16 protein-coding genes and 2 tRNA genes are annotated in these 17311 nt (G+C 52.4%); 14 read left to right on the top strand and 4 right to left on the bottom strand.

The genetic code is table 11. The annotated features are described in order from the left end of the window. The first annotated feature begins 1 nt into the window (after position 1). The 7 genes from E7745_RS05395 (at position 2) to E7745_RS05365 (ending at position 11122) form a co-directional block, all read left to right on the top strand. Complete coding sequence (locus E7745_RS05395; protein WP_136408450.1) at positions 2-2968, top strand: SusC/RagA family TonB-linked outer membrane protein; 2967 nt, start codon at positions 2-4, stop codon at positions 2966-2968. A gap of 28 nt (positions 2969-2996) precedes the next feature. Beyond that, positions 2997-4649, top strand: a complete 1653-nt coding sequence (locus E7745_RS05390) for a RagB/SusD family nutrient uptake outer membrane protein (protein WP_124076010.1) — start codon at positions 2997-2999, stop codon at positions 4647-4649. Between the two features lie 66 nt (positions 4650-4715). Further along, a complete protein-coding gene (locus E7745_RS05385) occupies positions 4716-6254 on the top strand; it encodes a calcineurin-like phosphoesterase family protein (protein WP_124076009.1) in 1539 nt (512 codons plus the stop codon). 18 nt (positions 6255-6272) lie between these two features. Beyond that, the gene (locus E7745_RS05380; RefSeq protein WP_240740371.1) at positions 6273-8525 is read left to right on the top strand and encodes a glycoside hydrolase family 31 protein; all 2253 of its coding nucleotides are present in this window, start codon (positions 6273-6275) and stop codon (positions 8523-8525) included. A gap of 8 nt (positions 8526-8533) precedes the next feature. Beyond that, positions 8534-9316 (top strand): glycerophosphodiester phosphodiesterase family protein, encoded by a 783-nt coding sequence (locus E7745_RS05375; protein ID WP_124076008.1) that lies wholly within the window; start codon positions 8534-8536, stop codon positions 9314-9316. Further along, entirely contained in the window at positions 9313-10215 is a 903-nt protein-coding gene (locus E7745_RS05370) for a PHB depolymerase family esterase (protein WP_124076007.1), read from the top strand. Before E7745_RS05375 ends, E7745_RS05370 begins: the two co-directional genes overlap by 4 nt. Before the next feature lie 169 nt (positions 10216-10384). After that, positions 10385-11122 (top strand): DNA alkylation repair protein, encoded by a 738-nt coding sequence (locus E7745_RS05365; RefSeq protein ID WP_124076006.1) that lies wholly within the window; start codon positions 10385-10387, stop codon positions 11120-11122. Between the two features lie 175 nt (positions 11123-11297). Here E7745_RS05365 and E7745_RS05360 read toward each other — a convergent pair whose 3' ends face one another. Then, the gene (locus tag E7745_RS05360) at positions 11298-12527 is read right to left on the bottom strand and encodes an ISAs1 family transposase (RefSeq protein WP_240740280.1); all 1230 of its coding nucleotides are present in this window, start codon (positions 12525-12527) and stop codon (positions 11298-11300) included. Positions 12528-12837: 310 nt separating this feature from the next. Here E7745_RS05360 and E7745_RS05355 point away from each other — a divergent pair. The 6 genes from E7745_RS05355 to E7745_RS15235 all read left to right on the top strand — a co-directional run bounded on the left by E7745_RS05355 (position 12838) and on the right by E7745_RS15235 (position 15864). Then, positions 12838-12911, top strand: a tRNA-Asp gene (locus tag E7745_RS05355). A gap of 154 nt (positions 12912-13065) precedes the next feature. Next, positions 13066-13416: a transposase family protein gene (locus E7745_RS05350; protein WP_107032970.1), complete on the top strand. Its 351-nt coding sequence runs from the start codon at positions 13066-13068 to the stop codon at positions 13414-13416. Positions 13417-13668: 252 nt separating this feature from the next. Continuing rightward, positions 13669-14892, top strand: a complete 1224-nt coding sequence (locus E7745_RS05345) for an IS4 family transposase (protein ID WP_068960910.1) — start codon at positions 13669-13671, stop codon at positions 14890-14892. Between the two features lie 117 nt (positions 14893-15009). Further along, positions 15010-15204 carry a hypothetical protein gene (locus E7745_RS15020; RefSeq protein ID WP_240740370.1) on the top strand — a complete coding sequence of 65 codons (195 nt, stop codon included), beginning with the start codon at positions 15010-15012 and terminating at the stop codon, positions 15202-15204. A 3-nt stretch (positions 15205-15207) separates the two neighbouring features. Next, a complete protein-coding gene (locus tag E7745_RS15240; RefSeq protein ID WP_124076737.1) occupies positions 15208-15513 on the top strand; it encodes a transposase in 306 nt (101 codons plus the stop codon). Positions 15514-15519: 6 nt separating this feature from the next. Beyond that, positions 15520-15864: a transposase gene (locus E7745_RS15235; RefSeq protein ID WP_370291899.1), complete on the top strand. Its 345-nt coding sequence runs from the start codon at positions 15520-15522 to the stop codon at positions 15862-15864. Positions 15865-15976: 112 nt separating this feature from the next. Here E7745_RS15235 and E7745_RS05335 read toward each other — a convergent pair. The 3 genes from E7745_RS05335 to E7745_RS14805 form a co-directional block, all read right to left on the bottom strand. Then, positions 15977-16050, bottom strand: a tRNA-Met gene (locus E7745_RS05335). Between the two features lie 175 nt (positions 16051-16225). After that, entirely contained in the window at positions 16226-16507 is a 282-nt protein-coding gene (locus tag E7745_RS05330; RefSeq protein WP_136408449.1) for a DMT family transporter, read from the bottom strand. Continuing rightward, the gene (locus E7745_RS14805; RefSeq protein WP_160632170.1) at positions 16467-16613 is read right to left on the bottom strand and encodes a hypothetical protein; all 147 of its coding nucleotides are present in this window, start codon (positions 16611-16613) and stop codon (positions 16467-16469) included. Before E7745_RS14805 ends, E7745_RS05330 begins: the two co-directional genes overlap by 41 nt. Positions 16614-16958: 345 nt before the next feature. On the opposite strand from E7745_RS14805, the gene E7745_RS05325 reads away from it, so the two are divergent. After that, a complete protein-coding gene (locus E7745_RS05325) occupies positions 16959-17267 on the top strand; it encodes a pyridoxamine 5'-phosphate oxidase family protein (protein ID WP_168182021.1) in 309 nt (102 codons plus the stop codon). The last annotated feature ends 44 nt before the right edge of the window (positions 17268-17311 follow it).

The raw sequence follows: 17311 nt of genomic DNA, 5'->3' as shown, positions 1-17311 counted from the left end.
AATGAAACACAGACATAACACAGCAAGAAATCTCAAGGGATTGTTTTGCACCTTGTTCCTCGGTCTGATTTCAGCGGCATTCATGACCGCGGCCGCGCAGGTGACCGGCACTGTGACCGACACCGACGGCGAACCTCTGACCGGAGCCACAATCATAGTCCAGGGCACCAAGCTCGCAGCGGCAGCCGACATCGACGGCAACTTCTCGCTCGACGCCAAGCCCGGCCAGGTAATGAAAGTGACCTATGTAGGCAAACTTCCGGCCGATGTCAAGGTTCAGTCCGGAAAGACACATTATAATATAGTACTCGACTCCGACGACAAGATGCTTGATGAGGTTGTCGTCGTAGGCTACGGCACAATGGAGAAAAAGCGCGTGACCTCGGCCATCACCTCGATCAGCGCCGACGACATGATGTCGGGTCTCGGCGGAGCTACCATCGCCACCGCACTCCAGGGCAAGATCTCAGGTCTGACCACCACAGGCAGCGCATCGCCCAACGCCTCTAACGGCTATCAGCTCCGCGGCGTGGCTTCAGTCAACGCCGGCCAGGGCCCGCTGGTAGTGATCGACGGTATCCCCGGCGGTGACCTCCGCGCCATAAATCAGGAAGACATCCAGTCAATCGACGTGCTCAAAGACGCATCAGCCGGAGCCATCTACGGCACACGCGCCGCAGCCGGTGTGATCCTCGTGACAACAAAGAAGGCCAAAGAAGGCAAGACCCAGGTCAACTACTCGTGTGAGCTCTCGATCGAAAGCGTGCGCAAGCACCTCGACCTCCTCTCCTCTCAGGAATACATCGAACGCGGCCTCGGCCAGGACTACGGCTATGACACCGACTGGTACAAGGAACTCACCCGCGACAATCCCCTCAGCCAGCGCCATGTGCTGACCATCTCCGGCGGCACCAAAGACCTCCAGCTCTACTCCTCGCTCATGTACTCCGACCAGCAAGGCATAGTGCGTGGCGACGGCCGCACCGACTATTCCGGCCGCATCAACGGCCGCTACCGCATGTGGGACGGCGTTGCCGAACTCAGCATGAAAGCCCAGTTCCGCCAGGCCGACCGCGATAAGCGAAACGGGTCCTACACATTCCAGAAAGCCATCGAACTTAACCCGACCATACCTCTGTGGGACCCCTCAAACCCCTCTGACTACAATGTTGACGGCGTAGGCATGGGCGGCAACTCCTGGAATCCCGTAGCAGACATCGAATATAAAGATTACTCGGCCAAAGACCAGTGGTTCCTCGGCGACGCAACCCTCAAGATCAACCTTATGAAAGGCCTATCCGTGCAGGGCACAATGGGCCTCGACATGCGCCAGCATCAGTATTACCTCTACTACAACCAGAAACACCGCGAAAGCGTCACTTCAAGCAAACGCGGCAAGGCTACCCATGAATTCAGCAAGTCACTCAACAAATCGTTTGAAGCCTATGCCAACTATATGCGCGAATTCGGCGAACACTTCGTCGACGCCGTGGCCGGCTACAGTTTCTATGAAAACGAAGGCACCGAAAGCTTCGAGATGACAAACGCCAACTTCACCGTTGACGGCATCGGCCCCTGGGACATGAGCGCAGGCACAGACCTCAGCGACGGCCAGGCATCAATGGCCTCCAACAAGAATCCTCGCCAGCGCCTGCTCTCGTTCTTCGGCCGAGCAAACTACTCTTACGCCGACAAATACATGGCAACCGTGAGCTACCGCCGCGAAGGCTCGTCAAAATTCGGCAAAAACAACCGATGGGGCAACTTCTGGTCTGTCTCCGGAGGATGGCGCATCTCACGCGAGAACTTCATGGAGGGAATCGACTGGATCAACGACCTGAAACTGCGTGTGGGCTACGGCGTCACCGGTAACAACGACTTCGGAAGCGGCTACACAGTGCGCACCTACAAGTCAAACGACATGTATCCCACAAACGGCATCTGGCAGCCCGGCTACGGCTCAACCAAAAACATCAACCCCGATCTGAAATGGGAAGAAAAGAAGGAGCTCAACATCGGTCTTGACTACTCGGTGCTCAACAACCGCATCTTCGGTAAATTCGACTGGTATCACCGCCGCGTGGACGACATGCTTTTCGAAGTAGCCGCCCCCGTCCCCCCGATGGTCTACACCACCGTGATGAAAAACATCGGCAGCCTCACCAACACAGGCTGGGAATTCGAAATCACCGGAGTGCCCTTCCAGGGCCGCGAGTTCACATGGACCTCTACCGCCCGCATCTCCCACAACACCACAAAGATCAAGAACCTCGGCGACAGCGACTCGTTTATGCTCCCCTCGGCCATGCCCGCGTCAATGGGCTATGAGCAGAAGCTCGTCAACGGCTCAAAAATCGGTCAGTTCTGGCTCTTCAAATATGCCGGTCTCGATGAAAACGGCAAGTGGCTCATCTATGACAAGGACAACAATGTGGTCCCTGCCAAAGACGGCTCTGTCAACAACCTCGTCGACGCCAACAAACACTGGGTGGGCAATGCGATCCCCAAGGCGATCATCTCATGGGAAAACAACTTCCGCTACCGAAACTTCGACCTCGGCATCAATCTGCGCTCATGGCTTGACTACGATGTGTTCAGCGAAATCATCCTCTACCACGGTCTCCAGACCAACTCTCAGGAAAACGTGCTGAAGATAGCCTACACCGACAATGCCGCCATCAACGACACCCGCATCACCTCTGACTACTTCCTGAGCGATGCCTCCTTCCTCAAGATCGACGCCGTGTCGCTGGGCTACACCCTCAACACCGGCAAGTGGAACAAATATCTGACCCGCGCCCGCTTCTACGTGACCGCCCGCGATCTCTACACCTGGACACGCTACAAAGGCTACAACCCCGAAGTGAGCATCAACGGCCTCTATCCCGGCGTGGAATATGTCCGCAACGCAACCAACATGTACCCGCAGACCACCCGCTGGACATTCGGTCTCCAGCTGACATTCTAAAAATTGGTAGATAAAAAACTGACGAACTATGAAATTTAACTTCAAACATATAGCTCTGGCACTGCTCGGAGGCGCCACTCTCTTCTCCTGCGACCTTGACGAGAAATTCTACTCCAGCGTGACCCCTGACACATTCATCACCTGTCCGGAGAACACCTACGCCATTCTCTGCCGCCCCTTCACCCACTGGAAATGGTATCTCGGCGCCGAACGCTGGTATCTCCAGGAACTGACCACCGACGAAATGGTCTGCCCGACACGCGGCAACGACTTCTATAACAACGGCGAGTACATCCGCCTGCAGGAACACACCTGGACCGGCGATGACCGCCATGTCAAAAACGTGTGGGACGGAACCATGAGCGCCATCGCCCGTACTCTCGAAGCCAAAGAAGACCTCTCTGGTGTCAACTACAACGCCATCGGCCTCTCTGACGAAATAAAGAAAGACCACATCAACCAGCTAAACGCCATCCTCGGATGGTACTACATGCGCGGTCTTGACTACTTCGGAGGTCTGCCGATTTTCCGCAGCAACAACGACGCTCCCTGCGCCCGCTCTACCGACAAGGAGACTTTTGAATTCTGCGAGGACCTTTTCAAGAACGCCATACCATCCATCCTCCCGAAATCGAGCCTCGGAGAAGCCCAGGACGGCTATATCAAGAAAGCCGCAGCGGCAATGATGCTCGCCGAACTATACTTCAACGCCGAAGCCTACGGAGGAGGTGACCGCTATGCCGATTGTGCCGCAATCTGCGAAGACCTGATCAGAGGCGAATACGGTCCCTACGCCATTGACAATACCTGGTACGGCCCCCACTGTTTCGACAACGACAAATCGACAGAAGCCGTCTGGTATGTGCCCTCACAGAACTCAAAGATGGAATTCAACTGGTATTACCGCTACTTCTACAACCACCAGGCCGACAAATACTTCAACTGCCCATTCCCGGCTTCGCGCTACAACGGATTCATCCTTTCTCCCTCACGCGAAAAAGAAGGCGGCCCGGTCATGGACTACAAGCTGGGCAAAAGCTACGAGAAATACAACGATGCCGACCTGCGCAAGAAACCCTACGTCTACCACGGCAACAAGGAGTATGAAGGCATGTTCTGCGTAGGGCTGCAGAAGAACCCCTACACCGGCGAAGTGGCCATAGGCCAGAAAGACATGGCCGGAAAGCCTGTGGTCCTTGTGGACTACGTCAATATCACCGGCAACAGCAGCACCATGATGGACGGCTCGGAGTCATCCGGAGTGCGTCTGGTCAAGATGCCTATCCCGAACATCGACGATAAGGATCTTCTCTGGAACCCCGACTATCCCTGTATGCGCTTCACCGAGGTCTACTACATGCTGGCCGAGTGCAAATGGCGTGCAGGCGACAAGAAGGGCGCCGCTCAGCTCATCAACAAGGTGCGCAAACGCAACTTCGCCAACGGCAACGATCCCGATCCCGTGACCGAAACCAACCTCGACGTCTACCGCATGGCCGATGAATGGCAGATTGAATTCCTCGGTGAAGGCCGCCGCCGCACCGACCTCATCCGCCTCGGACTCTACACCACCGAAAGCTGGTGGGCCCACAAGCCGACTGATGACACCAAGAAGCGTTTCCCGCTGCCCTCTGAGGCTATGGCCGGAAATCCCCTGCTAAAGCAGAACCCCGGTTATTGATCACACTGCAATTTCCTTCATTCTCCTCTCTCTTTCAGAAAAAACACCTGCTAATTTCCAATCTCTATGAAACTTTTCAGATATATGGCCTCGGCGATGGTGGCAGTCAGCCTCCTCGCATCATGCTCCGATGATGTTGTCGCCGAACGCCGCCCAGGAGCCGATTCGGATCCCCTTACCATCAAAGCTCAGTTCGGCAAAAACCTCGTGGGCCGTGTGACGGTTGACGGACAGCCCCGCCAGGGTGTGGTTGTCAGCGACGGCATCAATGTGATGACAACCGACGCCAACGGCGAATACCAGATGTACACCACCGGCCGCCAGCACGTGTTCATTTCCGTGCCTGCCGACTGCGAGCTCCCCACCCTGCTCGGCGACCCGAAGTTCTACAAGACCCTCGACTATTCCGACGCCGCGATCATCCAGCGCGATTTCCGTCTGGTGTCAATCCCAAAGAAAACAGAATGGACCCTCTTCACTATGGCCGACCCGCAGATCGGCAACGAAAAAGACATCACTGATTTCGTGGGAATGATTCCCAGAATGGCCGAATTCGCCTCCAGCCTGCCGTCAAACGTCTATGGCATCTCGCTCGGCGACATAGTCTGGAACAAGCCCGAATACTTCGACACCTATGCGAAAGAGATGCGCAACATCCCCGTGCCGGTTTTCTCTGTGATAGGTAACCATGATCACAACGAAGGAATCAAAAACGACACCGAAAGTGACAAGGATTTCCGCGATGCCCTTGGCCCGACATACTACTCCGTTAATATCGGAGACTGCCACCTCGTAGTGCTCGACGACGTTTTCTACCGTGGTGTCAACGGCCGTAACGACTACACGGGCACCATCACCGAGGCCCAGCTCGAATGGCTTGAAAAGGATCTCAGCTATGTTGATCCGGACAAAGCCGTCATCATCGGCCTCCACATACCCACCAAGCGCCGAAACAGCTCTACCCATGTCACCAACAACCAGGCTCTCTATGATCTGGTCAAGGACTTCAGGGAAGTGCAGATCCTCTCCGGCCACAGCCACAACCACTACACCACTACCATAGCCTCAAACATCACCGAGACGACTTTCGCAGCCGTGATGGGAGCCTACTGGTATCCGCTTTGCAACGATGGCTCGCCACGTGGCTACGGCGCTCTTGACTTCAAAGGCAATACCCTGGTCAACAAATACTTCATCGGCGACGGCTGTGACCGCGACTACCAGATGAAGCTTTACCGCCCGGAAGACGCCGTGTTATGGAATCCCTCTAAGAATGCAGGAGATCCCTATGACAAGATCCTTGCCAACATCTTCTGCTGGCATGAAGACTGGACTGTCGAAGTCAAGGAAGACGCAGGATCCTGGACAGTTCTGCCGGCGAGCGCCCGACTAATTCCCTCGCAGAACGGCGGAAAATGCTGGGACCCCGATGTGCGCAAATGTCTTGTTGACGGAGTCATCCCCGCAAACCACGGCGGATCAGCTCCTGAAAACAATAACGACCACATGTTCCTCTACACTCCGCAGCCAGGCTGGCAGAGCGTGAGCTTCCGCGCCACTGACAGCTTCGGCAACGTCTACACCGAGACCATAACCAACAACTAACCCTGACCTCAGCCAACAATGCGAAAAGCCATAAAAAAATTCCTTTCATTAGCCTTGATGATTTCATCAGGGCTAATGGCCTTTGCCGACACTGCCGCAAGCAATCCGCTTGTGTTCGGCAATAACCGCCTCTCGATCATCACCCCGACGCTCCTGCGCCTGGAATATGCCACCGACGCCCGCTTCATTGACGCTCCCACCCTCTTTGCCTATGACCGCAGCAGCATGCTCTCGCCTTCTGACATCTCTGTCCGCGAACTCGGCGACAACTGCTACGAGATCACCACTCCGGCTCTGAGAATCTGGTATAAGCATGACGGTTTCCCCTTCTCGACTTCGAATCTCCACGTGTTTTACACTCTTGACGGCAAAGAGAAGAAATTCACCAATCGCTTCCTCCCCAAAAACAATCTCGGAGGTCCGGTGGAGACTCTTGACCGTGTCACCAAGGAAATTCCGATGAATGACGGAATCCTGAGCAAGGACGGATGGTATATGATCGACGACGAACGCACCGACCTGCTCGTCAACGGATGGATCAGCCCGCGCGACACCGAATCGCACATCCAGGATCAGTATTGCTTCGTCTACGGCAACGATTACAAGGCCGCCCTCTCAAGCCTTGGCGCTATCAGCGGCAAGGTGCCGATGACCCGCAAATACATACACGGTGTCTGGTATTGCCGCTACTGGGACTATACCTCCGATGAATTCCTCGACATCATCCGCGGCTATGACAAAAATGACTTCCCGCTTGACAACATTGTGTTTGACATGGGATGGCACACCAACGACGCAACCGTCGGCACAGGCCACAACGGACATCTAAACTGGAACGGCTACACCTGGAACCGCGAACTCATTCCCGATCCGAAAGCTCTGATCGACTCCTGCCATGCCCGTGGCGTGACAGTCTCGCTCAACGACCATCCGCATGACGGCATGCGCCCCCACGAGGAACACTATCCGGCATTCATCAAGGCTCTCGGTGTCACTGACGGAACCGTGCCTCTGTTCAACACTGCCGACAGCAACTATATGGCCAAATTCTTTGACTATGCCCACCGCCCGAGCGAAGACATGGGCGTGGACTTCTGGTGGCTTGACTGGCAGCAGAACTATCTCTACCCGCATGTGCGCGGCCATCACTCCACAACCCTCGCCTGGATCAACGAACTTTACTACCGCGATTCGCAGCGCAACGGCAAACGTGGTGCCGGTTACAGCCGATGGGCCGGATGGGGCGACCACCGTCACCCCATCCAGTTCTCCGGCGATGCCCAGGCCAACTGGGAGCTTCTCGCCTTCGAGGTTAAACTCACTGCTTGCAGCGGTCAGGGCGGATGCTACTACTGGGCACATGACATAGGCGGTTTCCGCGGTGACCCGAACCCGGAACTGACTGTCAGATGGACTCAGTTCGGCGCTCTGTCGGCTGCCCTGCGTGTCCATTCCACCAAAGACAAGCGCCTCGACCGACGCCCCTGGATCAGTGGCGACCGCGAGACAAAAGCTATGAGAAAGATGTACCACATGCGTTCCGAAATGATGCCCTACATCTATTCGAGCGTCTGGCAGACCCACAACACTATGGTGCCGCTCAACCGCTCGATGTTCATCGACTATGGCGACCAGAAGGAATCGTTCAGCCAGCCCCAGCAGTTCACTTTCGGCGACATCCTGCTTGCTGCTCCTATCTCGACACCCGGCAGCGGTGCAGACAAGACTGCCGCGCAGAAAGTCTGGTTCCCCAAAGGCGAAGTCTGGTATGACTATTTCACCCACGAACGCAAAGACGGAGGCCAGACCGCACAGATCGAAAAGCCTCTTGAGGAATTCCCGCTCTATGTGAGAGGCGGATGGATACTCCCCATGCAGCCCTACACTCCGCGTCCGGCCACAGCCGCGCTCGAAACGCTCGTCATGCGCGTCTACCCCGCGGCCAAAGATGCCGACAACGTGTTCAGCCTCTATGAGGATGACGGCATATCGCTTGACTATCAGAAGGGCATCTATTCCACAACCGCGCTCCGCTACACCCAGAAAGGCAACCGCGCCTGCGTGACAGTGGCACCCGCCGAAGGTTCATATCCCGGCCAGACCATGCGCCGCTCCTACAGGCTGCAGCTTCCAGGACTGAAAGACGGTGCCAAGGTGACGGTCAACGGCAAAAAAGCCAAGGTTGAATATGACGAAGCCGCCGGATGCCCGGTGGTCAGAGTTGCCTCCACTCCTGTAAACAAACCCGTAACCATTGAGTATAATATATAATGTACAAAATGAAAATCTCACGTCTGCTTGCCGCCGCCGCTCTTCTTGTGGCGGCCGGCAGCATGGCGGCTGACACTCCGAAAGTAATCGCACACCGCGGCTACTGGAAAGCCGAAGGCTCGGCCCAGAATTCAATCCGCTCGATAGTCAAAGCCGACTCAATCAACTGCTATGCCTCGGAATTCGATGTATGGATGACGGCAGACAGCGTTCTTGTGGTCAACCATGATCCGGATATCAACGGAGTTCACATAGAATCATCGCCGGCTTCACGTGTGCTCGCCGAAAAACTCTCCAACGGAGAGCAAGTCCCGACTCTCGAAGCCTATCTCGCCACAGCATCACACCTGCCATCACGCATAGTCTGCGAGATGAAGCGCCACGACAGCCGCTCACACGAAAAAGCTGCCGTCAAAGCAATCCTGGCTCTGGTAAAAAAATACGGACTTCAGGACAAGGTCGACTACATAACCTTCTCAAGCGACGGCTTCAAAAATTTCATCAGATATGCACCGAAAGGCACAGGAGTCTACTATCTCGACGGTGACTATGTGCCCGCCCAGATCAAACAGATGGGCGGCACCGGCATCGACTATGCCATGAAAGTCATCAGAAAGCATCCGGAATGGATCAAGGAATGCCACGACCTCGGACTCCTTGTCAATGTCTGGACTGTAAACTCCGAAGCCGACATGAAATGGTGTATCGACCACAGTGTTGATTTCATTACCACCAATGAGCCCGAACGCCTGCAGTCGTTGCTGAAATCACGCGCGAAAAAACAAAAATGATGAAAATGCGCCTGCTCCCACGCCTGATCTCTTCCGCCGTCCTTCTGTGGCTTGCAGCGACAGCGGCGGCAAGTGACGGCAGGCCGGAAAAGCATGAGTTTGCCTATGCCGACACCGTGCGCACCTACAGCATTTATCTTCCTGAAGACCTGCGCCCGGATGCTCCGCTCGTGGTCTACACCCACGGCTATGGATCGGCCAGACGCTGGCTTAACGATCTGAACGCCACAGCCGAACGCCACGGATTTGCCGTATGCTACCCGGACGGCTCTCCGGATTCCCGCGGAAAAGACGGCTGGAAAGTCGGCTATCCGCCGCAGGAGTCAATGAGCGTGGACGAAGCCGACTTTTTCCGCTGTCTGATAAACGAAGTCACCTCTCGCTTCCGGCTCAGCCGCGACAATGTGTTCATGGCCGGCATGTCAAACGGCGGCGACCTCTGCTATCAGCTTGCCTTCACAGCTCCGGAGCTTTTCAAAGCCTATGCCTCAGTAGCCGGTCTCGCCTTTGAATGGCTGTGCAAGAACCACAGACTGTCGCTCCCCGTCCATTTCCTTGAGATCCACGGAAACGCCGACCGCACCTCGCGCTGGGAAGGTGACCTGACCAATGACGGAGGCTGGGGCTACTACATAGCGGTACCGGACGCAATCGGCATGATCGCCGGCAATAACGGCTGCCGGAAAGTCACCACCGACTCTCTCTGCTCCATGCGCGACCCGCAGCGACTGATCACCCGCACTGTCCACTCCGGAGCTCCGTCTGGCCGCGAGGTGGTGCTCTATGAAATTCATGGAGGGAAACACTCCTGGGCCGACAAAGACTTGCCGACTGCCGAAATCATCTGGAACTTCTTCAGCAGCCGTCTGACCGGGCCACCGAAACCAGATGGCCGATGAATCTGCTCCGGGCACAGCATACATATATACCGAACAGCTCATAATCTCTCATAAAAACAATTTCTGAAAGTGGCTCGGAAAATCAGGCTCTTCCAACAAAAGCTTGATTTTCATGAGCTACTTTTGTACTTTTGCATGACGCTAACACAAACTGATTATCCCCATCCCCATGAATATCACCGAATTTATCGACACCTGGAAAGAAGCCCTCGCCTCTGACATCACACCCGGCAAACGCGAAATCCTGCAACGCTTCTTCAAAACCGGCCCCGGTCAATACGGCGAAGGTGACATCTTTCTGGGCAACACCGTCCCGGCAATCCGGAAAGTATCACGCCTCATGTCTGACGCCCCGCTGGAAGCCGTTGAAGCCATGCTCTCCTCCCCCATCCATGACCACCGTCTGTCGGCACTCCTTGTTCTCGTTGAGCGCTATCGCCGAAACCGCAAAGACCCGTCGGCACGCCGTGAGATAATCGACTTCTATCTCTCACACACCTCCGGAATCAACAACTGGGATCTCGTCGACCTCTCGGCCCCAAAAATTCTAGGTGAATACGTCTGCCAAAGCGGCCAGACAGACCTGCTCGAAACCCTCAGCCACTCCGAAAACCTATGGGAACAGCGCATAGCCATAGTATCCACATTTACACTGCTCAAAAACGGCATAACCCTGCCCACCGTCTCGATCGCCACGCGCTATCTCACCCACACCCACGACCTGATCCACAAGGCAACCGGATGGATGCTTCGCGAAATGGGCAAACGCGGAAACGAACCATTGCTCCTCCAATTCCTGGACCGCCATGCCGCCGTCATGCCACGGACAATGCTGCGCTATGCCATAGAAAAACTTCCCGCACCACTTCGAAAGCACTATCTCGACCTAAAAAGCACCGTCAAATAAACGAATTTTAGATCCATATCAGAACAAAAATCACTCAACCACTATTTTTCACACGGCTCTTTCATTTAACCTAAAATAAATAGCATATCTTCCCTTACCCGGTTCATTGAGAATCGGGTAATTTTTCCATGTCTGTATATCAAAGAGTTATTCTGGTATCAAAATCTTATTTTTTTCACTTTTGACTTAAAAATCGAATCAGTCTGGTAAAGCTCATCGAGATATGTCTGATCAGTTCGGCTATGCCTTTATTCTTATCTGATTGTTTCTTGCGAAGTCCTTTCCATATTGAGAACACCGAGTAAACTATTCTTTGTATGGTATCGAGGTTTCTGGCGGCTCTTGTTGACTTGCGTTTTATATTGTCCTGCTGAAGATTGTAGTCCAGCCCCCAGTGCATACTTTCTATTGACCAATGGTTGCGCACGAAGATTCCTGGCTTCGGAGTATGCGTAGGCATACTGCTGACGTACAGGCGTTTTTCTGAGGTGTGTACTCCTGTTGACTTTTTGACTGTGGACGATTCATACTCTATGATGGTCATGTTTCCGCCCCATTTCTTCTTGTCTGCGATAATGTCCAGTCCGTCATATACGCGGTAGGTTCTCGTCTCTATCCTGCCGTGGGCCAGTTCGGGACCTTCGGTGTAAGAATATACCGGTGTGTGTTCCACTAGCCTGTCCTCAATGCCGTATCGCAATGACGGCTGGTTGGCTTTGAGTTCTATCAGAAAGTCTCCGCCTTTCTTTCTGATTTTCTCGACAATATCCTTCTGCATAGACATTGCGTCGGCTGTGACAATCTTTCCTGCGACATCTATTTTATCAAGAAGTATCGGTATGGCCTTTATCTCGTTGCTCTTTTCCTGACAGGCTTCGGTGGCGATTGTTATGCCGGTGCTGAACGAATAGGCAGAGACGATATCCGGGCTTCGCCCGTTTTCCTGAACGGTGCCGCGCTCGGCTTTGCCGTCAATGCAGATTATTTCAATGATGCGGCTGGCGCAAGTAAGTCTTTCAAGGAATATGTCTGCGAACTGCTGCATCCTGTCGGCCATATCCATATCGTTGATGCCGTTCTCCACACGGCAAAGCGTGGCCTCAGATGGTACGCCGTTCCTTAACAGGCCCATTTTGTGTAATTTGTTGAGGTTGTATCTGCCGAACTCCAATATCTCGGCTCGTCCGATGCATCCGGCCATACGTCCGAGTATCATCAGCATGATGATATCGTTGAGGCTGTGACGGAAATTGCCTTTGTCCAATCTACGGAAATCCGGCACGGATGAGGCAAACGCTCGAAGTTCTTCCATGATACTGCGCCTTGTGTCAAATTTATTGTGTACTTTTGCGGTATGATCAGGCGCATAGGCGTCAGTCGAACAGACTTGGTCAAGTGGCTTCATTTTTTTGGCGTAACTCTTTGATTATCACCTATAAAGTTACTAAAAATCTGCCACTTGGCCAAATTTTCATTGCACTTATTTTCTTGAAAATCAGAGGTTAAAGCCTCTCCACCCGTACTGCTCTCGCTATAAAATAACACATTTGTCGAGAATGAGACGAAATCTTAAATGAAAGAGCCGTGTATTTTTCATCATTTTTTTTCAAAAATATTTGCACAGAATTAAAAATGCGCTTAACTTTGCACTCGCAAAACGGAAATAACGACAATGTTGAGCGAAACGAAAGCCTCCGTAAAGCAAGACTCAACTTGGTGTGGTAGTTCAGCTGGTTAGAATACCTGCCTGTCACGCAGGGGGTCGCGGGTTCGAGTCCCGTCCATACCGCTGAGGAGAGAGGAGAATGAGTAATTGTTTGGCTTCGGCCATCATTACTCATTCTTTTTTTGTAGCTACCGCAAAAAATCAGCGCCAATCCGGGTCAGCGGATTTTTCCGGTGGGCGGAAGGGGGATGTCGGAGTATAGTGTTATCTTTGCAAAATGAAACCAGACCAACTACTCAGATCCATCCTCCCCGAAGTCCTGATAGACAACTTCGACATTGACCGCTTTGAAAAAAGCGAGAGCCGTTTCGACATTTGGCTTGATGAGAAGAATGAACAACTTAGCGAAGACAAGTACAATAAAAACATAATCTGCTACGGTTTTGGTGATTACCGAACCATACAGGATTATCCCATAAGGGGGCGTGCCACATACCTGCATGTGCGGAAGCGCAAGTGGCTTGACAAATCCACCGGCGAGATATTCAGCTATGAATGGGATGTATCCGAATTCGACGGCACAAGGCTTAACGCCGAGTTCGTCGCTTTTTTAAAAGAGGGAGATTGAGAGCACTCCCGTCAGCATCTCCACTCTTGCCGAACGCAACGGTCTGAACGGACAGACACTGCCCAAGCAATACAAGGAAGTGATCAGCGACTATCGGTCATGGGACCAGCTTGACCATGCCGATGAATACATATTGTATTATTACTGTCCGCTAAACTTTTTTTGAGCGATTGAAAAATTAGGGCTGACACCTATTGCAGGAGTCAGCCCTAAATGGTTATTTTGGTGTCGCCAAACAATCCATGAATAACCATGAGTAAAAGTAGTAATTTCTTCGGACAGCCGATATATGGACAGCTGATAAAATCACTCAATCGTGAAAAAATTGTTGAATTCAGCCGAAAACACGGCGGAGAGAAGTATGTAAAGAGCTTTGACGGCTATACGCATCTGCTTACGATGCTCTATGCCGTGATCCAGCGCTTCGACTCATTGCGTGAGATAGAGACATCTATGACAGCGGAGGTTCGCAAACTGCACCATGTCGGAATTGATACTGTACCAAAGCGCAGCACCCTGTCGGATGCAAATGCCCGACGGTCAGAGAAGTTCTTTGAGGATGTCTATCGCGACCTGTATGCAGCCAACAAAGACATTCTTTCATCGGACAGCAGACGCAACGGCACGGAAGAGTGGATAAAGCAGCTTAGGATTATCGATTCCACTACAATCACATTGTTCTCCAACGCTATTTTCAAGGGCGTTGGTCGACACCCCAAGACGGGAAAGAAGAAAGGCGGCATAAAGGTACACTCTGTCATACACGCCAACGAGGGGGTTCCCTGCGATGTGCAGTTCACTTCGGCGGCCACCAATGACTCTTTCATGCTTGCTCCGAGCCATTACAGCCACAACGAGATAGTCGCTCTTGACCGCGCCTATATCAATTATGCCAAATTTGAGGAACTGACGGACCGTGGCGTTGTATATGTCACCAAAATGAAGAAAAACCTCAGTTATGAGGTACTTGTAGACTGTATGCATCAGAATCCGCAGGGACTGATGGAATACCGTGAACAGGTCGTGGTGTTCCGTAAAGACGGTATAAACCACATCGCCAGAATAATTACATACGTTGACATCAAGAAGAACGGGAAGCCAAAACTCATATCGCTTCTGACCAACGACTTCGACATGCCGCCAGAGACAATCGTGGCGATATACCGCCGCCGATGGCAGATAGAGTCTCTTTTCAAGCAGATCAAACAGAACTTCCCCTTGAGATACTTCTATGGCGAGAGCGCCAACGCCATCAAAATCCAGATATGGGTTACACTCATCGCAAATCTGCTGCTGTCAGTACTTCAAAGCAAACTCGAAAGACGTTGGAGCTTCTCAGGGCTTGCTACAATCGTCAGAATTGTGCTGATGTATTACCTGAATCTCGAAAAGTTCCTCAATCAGCCCGATGCAGACCTGAAAATCATGCTCGCCGAAGCATCGGAATCGCCTCCCGAAGTTCCTGAAAACTGCTGAGGGGGCTTGTCAAATACAAAAAGTAAGCCCAACTTCTGCCGTTCAGGAAGTTGGACTCGCCTTTTTATGGTTTAGCGGACAGTAATAATATTGTATCCTGAAAATTTCGGCGCGGACATGAGTCTTGACGAGACCTGCCTGAGCAATGGCGATGTCTATACCATACTGACCAACAAGGCCGCGCATGGAGGCAAAGGGGCTCTTGCGGCGATGGTCCGTGGTGTGTCAAGTGACACAGTGTCGGCAATACTGCGGAAAGTTCCTTTGAGGCAGCGCCTTAAGGTAAAAACGGTTACGACAGACCTTTCTTGAGCCATGATGCTGACTGTCAGAAACGTGTTTCCCGGCGCATCGCTTGTCAATGACCGGTTTCATGTCCAGCAGCTCATTTCCGAAGCCGTTGACCAGCTGAGGATACGACACCGCTGGGAGGTACTCGATGCCGAGAACAAGGCAATCAGAGAGCATCGCCGGAGGCGAAAGAATGCAGCCCCAAAAGAAGAACGCGAACTGATCGGACAGTGGCAACCCGAAAGGATGGAGAATGGCGAGACCATGCCTCAGATAATGGCACGCAGCCGGCATATCATACTCAAGCACAAATCAAAATGGAACGGGTAGCAGAAGATACGCGCCGGAATATTGTTCAGGATATTCCCCGATCTGGAAAAGGCATACGGACTGTTTCTAAAGCTTGTGGACATATTCAACGAAAAGACTTCTGCCGGAGTTGCCAGACTGAATCTCGCCAGATGGTACAACGAAGTGGAGGCCTTCGGGAACAATGAATTCAACAAAGTCCTGGAGACTTTCGAGAACCACAACACCACAATAATCAACTATTTCGAGCGAAGGCTCACAAATGCCTCGGCAGAATCCTTCAATGCAAAAATCAAGGCGTTCAGGACACAGTCCCGGGGTGTCGGCGACATAAAGTTCTTTATGTTCAGACTGGCCACACTATACTCTTGACATCCCCTTCCGCCCACCGGAAAAATCCGCTAACCCCAAAAACATTCCGGCCTCCATGCGGCAGAACCAAAAATCGGTCGGAACATCACTTGATGTTCCGACCGATTTTCTGTAGCGAGACCGAGAATTGAACTCGGGACCTCCGGGTTATGAATCCGACGCTCTAACCAACTGAGCTATCTCGCCATGATTTTATATAGTGTTGCAACGCTTTTGCGGGTACAAAGGTAGAAAGTTTTTTTGATATGACAAAACTTTTTTGCTCTATTTTTAACAAAATATCAGATTTTTACTGTTTCGGACACTCTCAACCACACCTTTCATTGCCGCCTGAAGACGCTCTACGGCAGCCGCAAATCACCTATCTGGCAGTAAGATACACACCGCCAACGATCGCCAGTCCCCCGGCAAGCATCCACAGCGTTATAGGCTCGCCCAATATAACCGACGACGCGATTATGGTCACCAGCGGATTGAAGTAAATATAGTTCGATGCCTTTTCAGGCCCAAGCACCTTGACCTCGCTGGTCCACAATATATAACACAGGAATGATGCCAGCACTCCAAGAAACAGAAGATTCATGGCCACCGACATCAGAGAATCAGCCGACGGAATCTGCGGAGCCGGACCGAAGACACTCATCGGCAAATATCCATGTCGGTGTCAGCCCGTGGGTGATCAGCACCTTGGTGGAGACGAAAGTCAGACCCCATATCGTCACCGTAAGAAAGGTAAGAGGGTGTTTCATAACAAGAGTTAAAATCTGAGTGGTGTATCTTTTAGATAAATTGTTGCAAGGGAGGAAGAAGCATAGCGAGCTATGCGACTGACGAGTTTCAACAATTTAGCAAAAGAGACACCAAGGCTCAGGTAACTCAAAATTTTTCACAAATGGAATATACTATTTACAAAAAAACAATACAATCGCCTCCGAAAGTTTTGAGCGGCTATGGCTCTTCATTTCAGTCACATAGCTCGCTATGCTCCTTCAATTCAAAGCCATATCCATCTCAAATCTTTCGCTCAGATTTTAACTATTGTTATGAAACACCCTCTAAGCAGATTATAGGCCAGACGCGATCTGTCGGTCACAGTGTTTACAGTTGCCGCATTCATTGATTTAGATTTCTTGATTTTCTACGGTGCAAAATTAGCCCAAAATGTCATTCCCCAGGAATTCACCACCTATTTCCGCAGCGTGATAGTCTTCGGACAGGCGCATATCGTCGAATCGGTCCATGACCGCATCGCAGCCCTGCGCCTGCTTGCCGAAAAATACAGTCCCGGAATAGACCCCTCGGCCGAAATAGACCGCTTCATCAAGACCGTCTGCATAATCCGCATTGACATTGACTCAGCCACCGGCAAGGAAGCAATCGAACTGACCCGGCAGAAAGATTGAGGTGGCTTCCGGCAGGGCACCTCTCCTCAGGACGCGGCTCCATT

Origin of the sequence: Duncaniella sp. C9, assembly GCF_004803935.1 — a bacterium.
GTDB lineage: Bacteria > Bacteroidota > Bacteroidia > Bacteroidales > Muribaculaceae > Duncaniella > Duncaniella muris.
The sequence above is the reverse complement of the archived record's forward strand: the minus strand, read 5'-3'. Positions and strand labels throughout refer to the sequence as shown.